The organism is Cohnella sp. WQ 127256 (genome assembly GCF_024519285.1).
GTDB lineage: Bacteria > Bacillota > Bacilli > Paenibacillales > Paenibacillaceae > Cohnella.
In genome coordinates, this window is record NZ_JAMZCY010000004.1 from 43742 (window position 1) to 58268 (window position 14527).

Here is a 14527-nt window from a genome sequence, read left to right on the forward strand (position 1 = left end):
CCTATGCCAAGGACTTAAACGGTTGTTCCTTCTGCCTAATCTCGGATTTCCCGCAATATTTCTAACACAGGGCTATGGCCGGTTCCGAAAGGCACGAACCCGTAACGTTCCCTCCACATGACTTCCGGATGCGCGTACCCAGTCAACGCGTCTTCCCATCCCCGTCTCCCCTTGAAAGTGCTGGGCCCGACAAAGAAGGGGTCCCCCATATAGTGGTGGTGCGGCCCTAACAGGTTGCGCAGCGTTCCCGTCAAATGAAACGTTATCGTGTTGACGCCAACTTTCATTGTGTCCGAGAGATCCCATTCATACGGTTCCCACGCGATTCGCCCGGCGTTCATACCGTTCACGTCGACGCGAATGACGCACGATGCGGGCTCCATGAGTCGCAAGATCGCGCGTTTGCCCGAACCGTCCCACATGAATTCTTTTTCCAATGACACAGTTCCCTGAAAAAAGTGCAAGCCTTGGGAGGTTAACTCTTCGATCAGGTATTCGGTACTTTGGCTTCTTATCACAAACGTCTTCGCCGATACTTCAACAATGCCTTTCGGACTTGAATAGGCCGTCACAGTATTCTCCGCAGCCGTTTCGAAATAACCCAGCAAATACATGCTCTCTAATTCAGTTTTATGGACAAACCGGTTTCTCTCCGTCTCGAACGCGCCAGCATCGTCCAGATAACGGTGCTCCATCCTCCCTTCGAACGGTCTTCGGACGACGATACTATTCCTTCCGCAACGAACGTACGGGCTGATCTCGATCTTCTCGATCGACGGGTCGAGCCATTCTCCGCCCATCCGTCCAGAAATCGCTTGGCCGTTAACGGAAAGACTGCAGGACCGCAATTCCTCGCCCGCCAAGAACAGTGCTTGCTTCGGTTCGTAATCGGATTGAACCGCAAAGGAAAACTCCATTTCGATATCGAGTCGTTCTCTTCGGGCGGCAAGAAGTTCTTGTAAATGCAGCACGTCGTAGGGATCGCTCCACGCCTCTTCCCCGGCTATTCGATACCGGCATCGATCCAGTGTCAGCGCGTTCATATACTGTTTAGCCAATCTCCAAGTTCCTCCAAGCTCGAACGAACTTCGGAGAAATTCGGGCTTCCGGTTCGTTGCAGGCATGGCAAGCGCTTCTCGCTTCCTTCTAGCAATGAACAATACAGATTCTCCCGGTCTCAATGTGAAGGTGTGCAGCGTCCTTCCTTCTTCCATCGTCACAGAACAATTTATCCGTTCGCCCGAAATAGCATCCACCGTCCACACTTCGTATGCTCCATCCCATGAAAGAGACATATTTCGGTACGCGTTATCCCTTTGCGAATGAAAAAGAAAGAGCGTTTCTTCGTGTTCCGCCATGCGATGATGGGCTATCACATCTTTTACTTGTCGTCCTCTGGCGTCCGCAAGCCGATAAGTTGACGGCACACCCGCAAGCGCGCGCTCGAATGTTTTGTACGTCGGCATCATCTGCTCGACATGCTCATCGCACCATTCTTGCATCTCCTTCGATGTTACACCCTCGATGCACTTAGGGTAATCCCCCGCGCTAATGACTTTGCCTCCTTGCGCGGCGAAACGTTTCAGAAGCTCGAAGGTACTCTTTTCCAATGAAAATAATGCAGGCAAAATCACGAGACCGTAACGGCTCTCTCCCAGCTTCAACCAGCCTTGTTCCACCACGCCGTACTTGCTTAGCAGCATCTCGTCTCCGTAGTCGAACTCCCGCTGCATGTCCAACAGCAATTGCGATAGGTCTCCGAACCGCCGATCGAGTTCCCGCACGGAATGAAGACGATCGGGATCATATAGGCACCATGCACTGGAGATCGGGTGAATGATCAGAATATTCGCCGCAGCCGTCCCCGAAGTCAGCGCATTTTGGCGGTTCGTTACATATTGATTAAACAGATCAAAATCACGCCACCAGGGCTGATGCCAGGAAAGAGACGGCGGGTAGTCTCTTTTGCGCGCTCCCCGCAATGAGTACGAGGCTAAATGCTGGCATTGCACATTAACTCCCAACGCCAATTGCCAATCGGTGATCCATTTCAGATCCTTGAAATCCGCTCCCCAGCCACTGCAACCGAACGTTTCCGCCAACACCTGCTTCCTTCCCAACTGGCGTGCCACGCTGGCAGCCTGTTTGATCAAGACGGGACGGGTCAGCCGCAAGCCGAGGTGATCGATACCCGGCATCTGCATCCATTCGTAATGAGGCATCGCCGCACCGATCTGCGAGATTTGGAAAGAGAGCGTATCCTCGGCGGCCATATGCCCCGTAAAGCACAAACCGTTCTTCTCGCACCATAAGCCGATCTGAGCGGTGAAGGAAGATACAAATTGCCGCGTGACCGCATGCCAGTAATCGTGCTTCGCTTTCGTTGATCCTTCCTGATCAAACCAAAGAGCCGGGAGAATCGATAATAAGCCATATCCCCGAACGGCCTCAAAGGTCGCGGCCAACGCCGGGGACCACGGCCATTTTCCAACGGCGTACTGGGGCTCATCGGTAAACACGCCCCGAATCGTCCGCCCGAACTCTTGCCCGAAGCGTTCCTTGTACTTCTCATGAGTATGTCCGATAAAACAGGCCACCGCATCGGGATCCAGCAGATCGGTATAGTACGGATTCGTGTCGTAATAAACATGAAGAACTTGCGATTGCTCGTTTACGCCGGTCTCCATGGGGATCTGCTGCCATCGGCCATCAGTTGCATCCCAGATATAGCAGGCAAGACTTCGGTCCGTGAGTTGAAGCCGCTCGGAGTCGACCGCTTCATGGCATAACCACTTTTGCTGATATCGCTCTCCTTCACTAGGTACCTTGCCTCCGCAAAATCCGCTAGGCCATGCATCCTCGTCATATAGCCAAATTTCCATATCCATCCGCTTGGCTTCCTCGATCGCCGATTCGACCGCGTCCATCCATTCTTCTCCCATATACGGCGTTTGCAGCCCACCTCTGGCGTGAATGAATACCCCGTGAATGCCCACCGTCTTGAATTCGCGTAGTTGCCGTGCGATTTCCGTCTTGTCCAACTTATCGTTCCATGACCAGAACGACAGATTCCCTCTCGTCCAAATCCGGTTACTCGCGATCATGCGACACTGCCCTTTCCAGCCATTCCCGGCATATTTCCCGATCCCAACCGTTTATTTCGTTCTCCAATCGCAATGCCTCTTGCCAATGGCTTGCGGCTTCATCCCTTTTATTGTCCATATAGGAAAGCTGACCGAGAGATTGCGCGAGAATGGATTTTAGTTTCGCGACGATGAATTCGTAGTAGGACAATAGTAGCGCTGCGTTGTTTCGCTGCTCGTCCGGCTCCGTCTCGCCGCCTGTAAGCGGTACGTTTGCAAAGCCGTAGCCGTTGTCCAATATTTCAAGCGCCCGCTTGCATTCGGCGGCTCTTTCCCTTGGGACCGAACCGTCGTCCGACGAAGGATCCCAGTTCTCGATCTCCTCGGAATCCATCCGTAACCATGTATCCATGAATCTTAATTTGAAAAACTCCGTGTTATACGCCGAGAGACCCGCAAGCGCGATCGATAGACGATCCAGCATTCCCCTGCACAAACTCGCGTGCTTGCCATAGAAGAGCTTGCAGAAGCGATCGGTAATGCTATCCGCATCTTCTCCCCCTTCCCATGTCATTCGGGAAAATACATAAAGATTTAGCCACATCGCGACGTTCTCCGAATTCATTTCCCGTCCGTCGATGGCTTCGGTAATCGGCTGGCTGCCTATGTCCTCCCTTATAATTCTCACTGCCTTGGAATAAGGCAGAATAAGGCTCATTACGCCTTTCGCTCCGACGCTACGATAATAGGCCATATCCTCCGCTATCGTTTGGAGCAATGGAGGGAACAAAGAGGTCAACATCCAATAGTCGGAATAATACTCGAAAACGGTCAAGTTCGTTCCGAACCTGCCACACGCATCCGCCCATTTTTCCGTAACTTTCTTAAACCGGGCGTCGCGCGGCCGATTCGGCGACGCTATCGAATCTTTATAGTCCCGTCCCCAGCAAGCGATCAAGGTATCCAACTCGCTGCATTCCGGAACTTCCTCCAGCATGCTCCATTCCAACTGCGCGTTATAGGCGATGTGCTCCACGTTCACGCTTATGCCCTTCGAAGCGAAGGACCGGCGAAGCCGGCTAAGAAAACCGATATAAGTAGACATAAATCCGGCTTCCCGGCAAGCCGGGCAATTACATACGTGCTTGTTGTCATTAGGCCACAAGGAGAGCGTCGCCAGAACGGTCCCTCTACGGATCTCCCTCTCTACGTAACGAACGACGTTATCGACCATCACTCCGACGCCAGCTTCATGCGAATAACAAGGCTGATCAGCTATTCTTCTCTCGCCTTCACCCTGTAACGCAAACCACTCCGGATGTTCCGTATAATGCTCCCCGGACGGGAAAAACATCCCTAGATTATGGCCGCCCAACGTCAGCCTTAATTGCCGCTTCGCGAGCTCCGGTCTTAGCTCGCCTTGATATCGCTCCCACAGATCGAACGTAAAAAACAGATCGTTCAAGCCGTTCTTGGCAGACCAGTCTATCATGCCCATCGCGTATTCAGTCGTCTCCGAGCTTTCCAGCACGAGCCCCCTTCTGGCGAACGTCGCCTTACGGGTTGTCCTGCCGATAATCGGCACGCTTACCGGCGTTGCGGGAATATGACGATACGCGGGAGTCGGCCATGAGATTCCCGCATGCTCCTCTAGGAAACGGTATGCTCCGAATAAGACGGCTCTTGGGCTTGTAGCGACAATGACCGCGTTGCCGTTCTCGGCGCGAATCTCGAATTCGTCCAAATCCTCCGAATCGCCGTCGTTTCCTTGCGGATGGGACAATCTCAGAACAATAGAGTTTCCCCCTGCTTCCGCTTCCCCTTCTGTAATGAAGCAATCGGCATGGCCGACGAGAGACAGGGTTGTCTTAAGCTCGTTCGCTGCAAAACGAAAAGCTTCATGCGCAGACGCGGGAATACAAATCCGTAACGCTGATTCAATAGTTTCCATTAAATTAAAGCTGTCTACATTGCTCTTGCTCATTGCGGCAATCCCCCAAGTCATAATTGTGCGGTATAGGGAAGGCACGGCCCGCAATAAGCGCCGTGCCTTCCCGTATGTCTATTCTTCCGGCACGAACAGGACGTCCCGGAAATAGTTCGTATTGTTAAACGTGTAGGTCGGCATTGTTCCGATCGTGGTCGTGCTTACCCCGCTACCCGAATAGGTAACTAGATTTTCGTTCAAGATCGGATTGGCGAAGCCCTGCGGGGTGGCCGCGTAATAATAATCCGACGGACCGTTTGTAATCGAGACGATATAGTCCGTCCCAGAAGTCACGCTAATCGGCTCCGGAAGAATAAACTCGCGCCAGCCGTAATGTCTGGTCGACAGATTCCAGGTATACGGACCGGCGATCCGCTGACCGTCACTTACCCTCCATAGTGAAACTACGTGGGCTCCTCCTTCGTCCGGATGGGCATAGAGTCGAACCCCGACGATACGACCGTCCGCCGTCGTTTGGAATTTCGTCCCTAGCTCATAACGCCGATCGTTGGAGAAGCTCTGCGGAACCAACGTATCCATGACGTTCTGTTCGGTATCCGGAACGAAAACGACATCTCGGAAATAATTCGTATCGTTATTCGAATAAATAGGCATTGTTCCGATCGCGGTCGTGCTCACACCGCCGCCCGCGTAAGAGACCAACCGTCCGTTCGAGATCGGGGCGGAAAACCCTTGCTCGGCAACGGCATATTGCTTGTCGTACACGCTGTTCGTGACCGACACGATATACTCCGTTCCGGCCTTGAGCCTCGCAGGGGACGGGAGAGAGAATTCCTTCCACCCGGAAGAGCCGGCGTTTACGTTCCAATCGTAAGGCCCTGCCAGCAGCGTCCCGTCGCCTGCTTTCCATAACGAAACGCGATGGATGCCCGATTCGATCTCGTGTGCGTAAATCCTCGCTTTCGTCACGTATCCGTCCGTCAGCACCGTGAAACGGTTGCCCAGCTCGTAGCTCGCATCGTTGTCGAAGCGCTGCGGCGTTTGCGAGGAGAGCAAGCTCCTGCCGTTATTCGGCACGAACTCGATGTCCCGGAAATAGTTCGTGTTGTTAAAAGAATAAGTCGGCATCACTCCCAACTGGGAAGAGTTAACGCCGCTGCCCGCATAAGTGACCAGATGCCGGTTGTTCAAAGGCTGGGCAAAGCCTTGCGGGGTATAGACGTAATGTTTGTCGGTCGCGCTGTTCGTGACCGACACGATGTAATCGGTATCGGCTTTAATCGACAGCGGCGAAGGAAGCTCGAACAGCTTCCAGCCCGGGGTTCCCGCAGGGAACGTCCAAGTGAAAGGACCGGCTACACGTACGCCGTCTCCGACTCTCCAAAGCGATACGCTGTGCTGGCCGCCTTCGTTCTCGTGTGCGTAGAGCCTCACTTTGGTAACCGTGCCGTCCACGGTCGTCTTGAATCGCGTACCCAGCTCGTATCGGGCGTCGTTGCCGGCTGCCGTCGGCGTTTCTCCCGCGAATATCGATTCGCTTCCAAACTCGGGTTCGTCAGCCGGAATCGCTACCGTAGGAACGGATGCCGTGACGAAAGCGTCCGCGATCGCGGCGGTGCCCGAGGATAGGCGATGCTTGTTTCCGGATACGGTCAACGTGACGGTATGAAGCCCCGCCGGTAAATCCAGTGCCAAAACGAACTCCTTGCCGTATTCGGTTCGAGGTGAATACAGCTCGACGTAAGGATACGCAAGTCCGTCGACCTCGACGTCTATTCGGCCTAGATCCGGGCCCGTAGACGCGATCAACGAAAGGTACGGTCCTTGGAAGGAATACGATAGCATCGCGCCTTGCGTATTCGATTTCAACGCCGATCCGCCGGCGTAAGATGCGTGGGCTTCCTCCCCCCACGATCCGGTGCGGACGACCTCGTTGTCTTCGGCTTCTACATTCTCCGTATCGTTAGGAACGATGGCGAACAAGGACGTCGATTCGGCTTCCATGTCGTAGCGGAAGGAAGTCACGTTCTTCCCTACCGTCGCCTGATTCAGCACGTCAACGACTCTCGACGGATTCGGTAGCCTTATGGATTTCATCCCCGCGTTCCCGGAAGCCGAATGGATCATTAGCAGCTTGTCGTCGGTGCGAATATTGTCTTTGCCGTCGTAAGAATAAACATGTGAGCCGCCGAGATTGCTTGCGATCGAGCGGACCAAGCCAGCTTTAAGCGGACCTGAGCCGCTGAAGATTGAAGTCCACGACCCCATATTTTTCCTTGTAAAGGACGTTTTGCCCGGATCGGCATCGTAATATCCGAGCCTTACCGCGTTAGGATCGGTCACATAAAAGGATGGGGTATGCGCATATTCCGCTTCTACTCCGCCACTGTCTTCTCCGATGACCCATCCGCCGACGGTCGTCGTGCCGCTTCCTTCGGTCGCTGGATCCGAAAAATTCGAAAGAATCGTCGCGGCGCTGGTATATTCGGCTTTAGCCACGGTCATCCCGATCAAGTCCGAAATATGGGTCGTATCGGAACCGGATTCGTCGAAATAACCGGGAGCTCTCAGGAATACCAATACGTTGTCATCTTTCTTTAAGCTGTTGATCTCCGCTCTTTGAGCCGATGTTGCCCGGTAGGCGTTCAGGAACACGAACGTCTTCACCGAATCGGGAATGTTCAGTAGATCGGACATGACGTAATATCCGAACTTCACGCCGCTTCGGGCCATTTCCCGCTGTTGCTGCTCGAACAAATGAAAGAATCCGTAATCCAGGTAACCCGCGGGTCCGTATGGATTATTGGTCGGCGTATTCTGGTTAACGTTAAGCGTATGGTACGGAAGCGAATCTTCGTCCACGATCACCGCCACGTCCGGCCTGAACTGCCTATCTTGGCTTTGAAGGTAACGGCTAGCCTGGACGGATAGAAGCTTCTGGTACTCGTCCCAAATCTCCTCCTGCTTGAACCACCCTTTGGAGTTAATATCCATCAAGTATTGCCCACCACCGGTGACGATTTGATTGCCCGTCTCCCTCCTTAATGCTTCGAGCGTTTCCTTCAACGAATACGTTCTCGGAGTAAATAAGATATCTTCCGGGTAGGGCAAGGCGTCTACTAGATGAGTACGTGTATCGTTTTCCAATAGGAACATCTTGCCATGCAAAGCCAATGAATCGAAGGAGCCCATAGGGCCCGCGTTGATCCCCATTGCCCGATCCCCGTATTTGACGGGAGCGCTATAGAAATCCACGTTGGGAGAATCCAGAAGATCACCAAGCGCGTAATGGCCGTTATTGGAAGGGCGAGCATAGTGGGCCGCGACGTAATGATAACCGTACATCGCGCCAAGCAGCGTCTGCCCGCCGGTCGCTTGCTTGAACAGTCCCCCTGTGAAGTCGATCGTCTCCGCTATTTTTTTACTGTAGAACGTCTGGTAATCGATCGCTTTACCCTCGGTTTCCATCGAACGGAAGAAGCGCTCGTCCGAATGGTCCCTCTCGGCCAGGGTCGGAATGCCTGCCGTAGCAAGCGTTACGCTGGCATTGTTCCAAGCCGCTTGCAGAGCCGCGTCCGTCGCGTATTTCTGACTAAGCCATTGCCGAAATGCTGCGACCATCGGAGGTGAATAATCATCTCCTGCCCCAATTCGCGCCTCACTATTGGAGTCGAAGTACCACTCCCCGCTATCCATATTCATAATCTGAAAGCCCAAAATCCGATCCGAATAGGGCTGCTGTTTCAGCCATGCGATATAACCGGTCACCAAGTCGCTCAACTGATTCCGCCAGTCCGCGGAAGCCAAGGACGGCCACCCGGAACGAAGCCCCCGTTCCGTGACCGCGTATTGGTCGGCCGACAGATCGAACAACTGCTCGTCGGCGATGCCGATTCTCAGAATGCCGTAAGCGCCGGGATCACGCAGGAACACGTCATCGTTAACTTGTTCATTCCACGCCATATCGTCAAGCACGTTAATCCAGAACTTCACGTGCACGTCGCGAGAATTAGCCATGTCGATCGTGTCCAGAAAAGGGACGTAGTTCGCATGTTTTTTCATCGTGCTGCCATACAAAAATTGCGGTACGACCGGAGTTCCGTTGATCTTGAATACCGTTCCACCGTTCTCTTTGCCCATCGTTGCGGTCACGGGCCAATTCGCAGATGCGTAAGCCTGTGAAGATTTATCCAGAGAAAACTGCACAACCCCGGTCATGCACAATACGATTGCCAAACAGAAGCGAAGCGTCGATGATACGCGGTTCATGTTTATCCCATCTCCTCATCTTCTTGTCGTATTAGAAATCCCCTTACCCTTTAACCGCGCCCGACATTAGTCCAGACACGAAGTGCTTCTGTCCGAATATAAACAACACAACCACAGGAAGCGAAACTATGATCAAAAAGGCGTATACCAAGTTCCAATTTCGGACGTATTGGCTGATAAAGTTGTAAACGAGCATTGGAAGCGTCCATTTGCTGCTGTCGTTCAGGAAAAACAACGGCATGCTCAAATCGTTCCACACCCCGACGAGAGACAGTATCGCTTGAGTCGTAACGACCGGGGTAAGCAAGGGCAGGATGATATGCAAGAAAATTCTCGTCGTGCCGAAGCCATCCACGAAAGCCGATTCGTCCAATTCTCGTGGAATGCCCTTAATGAAGCCGGTAAAAAGAAAGACGGCGAAAGGAAGATTCGTCGCGACAACGACTAGAATCAATCCCGTGAGCGTATTCATCAAACTCAGAAATTGCAGCGTTTTGATCGTCGGAATGTACATTAACGGAGCGACAAGGCCCGCGATAAACAGAAAATATGCACCGGACGAAAATCCGCTTTTCCTTCTCGCCATGACGAAAGAGGCGATCGCCGCCAGCACGATGGTCAGGAAGATCGAGAGAAAAGAGATGAAGACGCTGTTCCGCAAAGCTTGCAGGATTCTATCGCCGGACAGCACCTGCCGGAAATTCCCGAACTCCCACACCTCGGGCCAGAGCTTGTTAAAGGAGGCTGCCTCCATAGAGCTCTTAAACGAGCCGAGAATCATCATCAAGATGGGAAAAAAATAAAAGAACGCGGCAACGGCAAGCACGATCTCCAGAAGGAGTTTTCCCTTCCCCTTCGCCAACCTGGCTAGTCCGTTTCGGGCCGCGCCGGAGCTTGTATCGGTCGTCATGCTAGATGTCCACTTCTTTTCTTTTGAAATAGGTCAGTGTCAAGAAAGAAATTGCCGTAATGAGCAGAAACAATACGAGATTCATCGCGGTGCCGAGCCCCCATCTACCGTCGCCGAACATCTGAAACGCGATTGAATTCAGCACGGAGGAAGCATAGCCCGGCCCGCCGTTCGTCAGCACGAACACCTGCTCGAACACTTTGAATCCTGCTATTAGGCTGAGAACGATGTTGACGCTGACGGCTTGCATCATCAATGGCAGCTTAATGCGGAAAAACTCCTGTAGCGCATTGGCTCCGTCAATCTGGGCAGCCTCACCGTAATCACGTGGAATGGCAAGCAGACCCGCCATGAAAATAATCATGTGAAAGCCCGTTCCTTTCCACACGTCAACGAAGCTGACCGTAAACATGACGACGTTCCGATCCACCAGCCACTCTTGCTGCAGCCATCCAAGCCCGACGTGCCCCAAGAACTGGTTGAGGAATCCCTCCGGGTGAAGCAGCGCCGTAAACAATACGCCGACGACGATAAAGCTGAGCACTGTCGGAAGGAAAAATACGGTACGGAATAACCGCTTCATTCCGATCCGGCTGCACAGGGCTACCGCGAGCAGCATGCCGAGCACGTTTTTCCCGATGCTGGTCACGACTGCGAAAAGCACCGTATTGCCGATTGACAACATCAGATCGCTGTTGCTTACGATTTTCACGAAGTTGTCCAAGCCCGTAAACCGGATAGTGTCGCGATAGGCGTTCCAATCGGTAAACGAGTATACGAAGCTGAACAATGTCGGGCAAATAAACAGAACCAAATACACGATTAGTGCCGGATAAATAAAAAAATAAGGATAAAGCTGTTTGCCCTTCATGGAGCCATTCCTCCGAACCGTAGATATAAAATAAGAAGAGGCTTCCTTGCGTCGGCCTCTTCTTCGGCGGCTATGCCAAGCGACTTACCATCCCGGTATTTCAGCGGCTTTAGCCAACTCTTCGACTTTCTCGTCCCATGCTTCCAACACTTGTTTCGGCGTTTTTCCTTTGCCGAACATGTCTTGATAGAGCCGGAATAACTCAGACGTATCCACGGCAATCAAATCGTTGTACTGACGCACGACTTTTCCTTGGGAGATGTACTCGTCGTACTCGCCCTGCATTAAAGGATTAAAGCTCACTTGGATGTCCTTGAACGCCGAGAACCTCGGATCTTCCGCGTATTGGATGCTCATGATGTCCGGTTGGCTCCAGAAATCAAGAAACTTCTTCGCTTCCTCGATGTTCTTGGAGTTTTTCGAGATGAACCAGCCCGTCACGGTGCCCACGGTCAAGTCCGGCTGATTCACGCCCGGCGTAGCGAAAATGCCATAATCGCCGACCTTATCTCCCGCTTCGAGGAAGTCTCCCAGCACGGTCATCGCCGCTTTGCCTGAGTTCATCGCCGCTCCCAAGCCGTCGAAGCCTACGGAGAGATGATCCTCGTTCACGTAGCCTTTCTCGAACAGCTGCATCACTTGTCCCAGAGCTTCCTCGAATCCCGGAACGTCCGCGTGCTTGAGCTGGTTGGAGTTAATTTTGTCCATGATGTCGGTCCCCTTAATGACTTCCGAGAACGTGGTCAGGCCCCAGATTTGCGCGACCCACCCATCTTTGTTCCCGAGGTAGAACGGGGTAATGCCGTTCGTTTTGAGGGTCTCGGACACTTGGAGCAGTTCATCGAACGTCTTCGGCACGCTCAGGTTCAAATCGGCGAACATTTTTTTGTTATAGACGATGCCGAGGGCCGAGCCGGAAGCAGCGAACGGCAAGTTATAGATGCTGCCGTTTATTTTGATAATCTCCGGATTTACGAGTCTCGCGACCCATGGCTCGTTGGACAAATCGACGAAATTAGCCGCTGGATTGTATCTTCTCGCCATATCGGAGACGTTGTGTCCGACGATGTCCGGCAAGTTTTTCGTTGCAATGCGCGTCCTTAGCAGCGAATCGTATTGGCTTCCATCGACGGTTTGAAGATCGAAAGTCACATGCGGGTTCCGCTTGGTGTACTCTTTCGTAATTGTTTCGTAAAATTTGTTGTTGCCTCCGACCATCAGAGAGAGCGTAACTTTCTCCGGCGCGGGATCTTTAGTTTCCGACGACGTCTCTGTCGCGAGCTGCGTGCCGCTGTCGGACGGCTGGGCCGTCTTATCGGATCCACATGCCGCTAGCAGGATTAGATTGATACACATCAGGAATACAATTACGGATTTCTTTTGGCGCAAGTTCACTTGCTTATTCCCCCGTTCGTTTTCGTTTGGTTGACTGTTTCGATTCGTAGCGACGGACATGTCCTGATTTCTATTGTAAACGCGTTCATTTTCGATAAGAATAGATCAATTAGGAAAGTTGCATGTACGATTTAGCACAAAAATCTTTTCTCGCGACAAGGTTTGACGGATTCCCGATCCATTTGGTACATTATGCTGAAAAGCATGATCATCCAGAAGTGGGGTCGGCCGGATGCTACAGAACTGGAGCCTTCAGAAAAAAATTTTCGCGACGTACTCGATCATCATCGTGCTGATTATCGTCTGCTTCGTCGCCACTTTCGCGGTATACGCATCGAAAATGATCCAGAATAACCTCTATTCCGGCACGGAACGCCTGCTTCAGAAAATTACGGAACAATTCGACGGCTTGATCGGAGACATGGAAAGAATCAACGTTAGCCTTCTCATGGACGAGAACCTGAACAAGCATCTCTACAACCCCGGCAGCATCCCCAGCCTCGGCGTGCAAGAAACAAGAAAACTGACAAATTCCATCTTCTCGATCAACGGCCCGTTCAGCTCCGCCTATAAGATCGTCGCCTTTAATTTCGAACACAAATACGCTCTCTCTCCGCAATCCGTCGATAATGCCGATACGCTGTTTAAAGCCGGAATCGACGGCATTCCGATCTTCGAATCGCTAGCGATTAGCGACGGAGGCTTCAAGCTGCTTCCCCCGCACCTCGACAATTGGTCCCAATTGCAAGTTCCCGTATTCTCTCTAAGCCGTAAAATCATGGACGCGGCGGGTAAGGAATACGGATATATTGAAGTTCAGCAAAGATATAGCGAACTAAGCAGGCTTTACGATCCCGATCCTTCCATCGATTCAGAGTTCTATATTTTCAACGAAGCCGGAAATCTATTTTATCCACAGCCGATTATAGATCCCTTGAAATCTCTCGAAGACGCCGGTTTATATCAAACGTCTATTTTCGACGGAAAAAGCGGTTCGACCACTGTACGGAACAGCAAGGGTGAAGCCCGACTTCTCACGTATCGTCAGTCCCCGCTTACCGGACATGTTATCGTCATCTCGCAATCTCGGCAAGAAGCCCTTGCCTCCGTGAATCTGCTCAGCACCCTGATTCTCGGCGCCGGATTGCTAATCCTGATCGTCACCTTAATCATCCTTTACAGCAGCTCGAAGAGATTGACCCTCCCGCTTCGTACATTAGGGAGTTCATTAAAACAGGTTTCCTTGAGCAATCTTGCCTTGAACATCGAAAATACGGACAAGAACAACGAAATGCAGCTTCTCGACCGAATGTTCAAAAAGATGTTTTCGCGTTTGCAACATTCGATCGAACAAATTACGGAAGCCAAGGAGCGAGAGGCGAAGGCTCAACTGCTCGCGCTGCAATCCCAGATCAATCCCCATTTCATTCATAACACGCTAGCAACGATCGGAGCCGCTGCCAAACATGCCGATCAACGCGAGAAAGTGGTTGAAATGTGCAGACAACTCTCTTCTTTGCTACATTACACAACGTCTTCGGCCGATTGTGTTCGTGTCGAAGACGAGCTACAGTATACGAAAAACTATCTGAATCTATTGAAATACAGATACGAGGAACATTTCAGCTTCGCGATCGACGTCGATCGCGAGCTTCTGAATATCGAAATCCCGAGAATAACCATTCAGCCTTTTGTCGAAAACGCGATGAAGCATGCTTTTAACACCGTTCCACCTCCATGGCACATTCGTATTTGCGGCACGTTTAGGGAGAATAAGTGGGAACTATCGATAAGCGATGACGGGGCAGGCGCTGACGAGAGCCGGCTGAACGCCATCCGCGAACGGGTCGATGTCATTATTGCGAACCGCGAACAGTCGGAAGACACCGCCTCGGAGGAGACGGAAGGGGAAGGGTTGGGCATCGTGAACACATTTGCGAGGCTCGTGCTTCTGTTCGGAGAACAGACTTGGATGACGATCGAAAACCTTCCCGAACGGGGGCTGCGCGTCTCATTCGGGGCGACGATTAAAAAATGAGCGGAGGAACAGC

General features: G+C 52.2%; 7 protein-coding genes. 1 reads left to right on the forward strand and 6 read right to left on the reverse strand.

All coding sequences use genetic code 11. The annotated features are described in order from the left end of the window. Positions 1 to 35: 35 nt before the first annotated feature. The 6 genes from M1K58_RS11900 to M1K58_RS11925 all read right to left on the reverse strand — a co-directional run bounded on the left by M1K58_RS11900 (position 36) and on the right by M1K58_RS11925 (position 12476). Entirely contained in the window at positions 36 to 3104 is a 3069-nt protein-coding gene (locus M1K58_RS11900; RefSeq protein WP_256759081.1) for a glycosyl hydrolase, read from the reverse strand. Beyond that, entirely contained in the window at positions 3091 to 5067 is a 1977-nt protein-coding gene (locus tag M1K58_RS11905) for a DUF4838 domain-containing protein (RefSeq protein ID WP_256759082.1), read from the reverse strand. The genes M1K58_RS11900 and M1K58_RS11905 overlap by 14 nt, the downstream gene beginning before the upstream one ends. Positions 5068 to 5145: 78 nt before the next feature. Next, positions 5146 to 9300 (reverse strand): DUF4082 domain-containing protein, encoded by a 4155-nt coding sequence (locus M1K58_RS11910; RefSeq protein WP_256759083.1) that lies wholly within the window; start codon positions 9298 to 9300, stop codon positions 5146 to 5148. A gap of 43 nt (positions 9301 to 9343) precedes the next feature. Further along, positions 9344 to 10210, reverse strand: a complete 867-nt coding sequence (locus tag M1K58_RS11915; protein ID WP_256759084.1) for a carbohydrate ABC transporter permease — start codon at positions 10208 to 10210, stop codon at positions 9344 to 9346. 1 nt (position 10211) lies between these two features. Continuing rightward, positions 10212 to 11081, reverse strand: a complete 870-nt coding sequence (locus M1K58_RS11920) for a carbohydrate ABC transporter permease (protein WP_256759085.1) — start codon at positions 11079 to 11081, stop codon at positions 10212 to 10214. An 84-nt stretch (positions 11082 to 11165) separates the two neighbouring features. After that, positions 11166 to 12476 (reverse strand): ABC transporter substrate-binding protein, encoded by a 1311-nt coding sequence (locus M1K58_RS11925; RefSeq protein WP_256759086.1) that lies wholly within the window; start codon positions 12474 to 12476, stop codon positions 11166 to 11168. A gap of 232 nt (positions 12477 to 12708) precedes the next feature. Between M1K58_RS11925 and M1K58_RS11930 the strand changes: the two genes are divergently transcribed. Beyond that, positions 12709 to 14514 carry a cache domain-containing sensor histidine kinase gene (locus M1K58_RS11930; protein ID WP_256759087.1) on the forward strand — a complete coding sequence of 602 codons (1806 nt, stop codon included), beginning with the start codon at positions 12709 to 12711 and terminating at the stop codon, positions 14512 to 14514. Positions 14515 to 14527: the final 13 nt, after the last annotated feature.

What these genes read in the sequence shown, in the direction of transcription:
- M1K58_RS11900 (WP_256759081.1), bottom strand. Translation starts at nt 3,104, where the DNA reads ATGATCGCGAGTAACCGGATTTGGACGAGAGGGAATCTGTCGTTCTGG.
- M1K58_RS11905 (WP_256759082.1), bottom strand. Translation starts at nt 5,067, where the DNA reads ATGAGCAAGAGCAATGTAGACAGCTTTAATTTAATGGAAACTATTGAA.
- M1K58_RS11910 (WP_256759083.1), bottom strand. Translation starts at nt 9,300, where the DNA reads ATGAACCGCGTATCATCGACGCTTCGCTTCTGTTTGGCAATCGTATTG.
- M1K58_RS11915 (WP_256759084.1), bottom strand. Translation starts at nt 10,210, where the DNA reads ATGACGACCGATACAAGCTCCGGCGCGGCCCGAAACGGACTAGCCAGG.
- M1K58_RS11920 (WP_256759085.1), bottom strand. Translation starts at nt 11,081, where the DNA reads ATGAAGGGCAAACAGCTTTATCCTTATTTTTTTATTTATCCGGCACTA.
- M1K58_RS11930 (WP_256759087.1), top strand. Translation starts at nt 12,709, where the DNA reads ATGCTACAGAACTGGAGCCTTCAGAAAAAAATTTTCGCGACGTACTCG.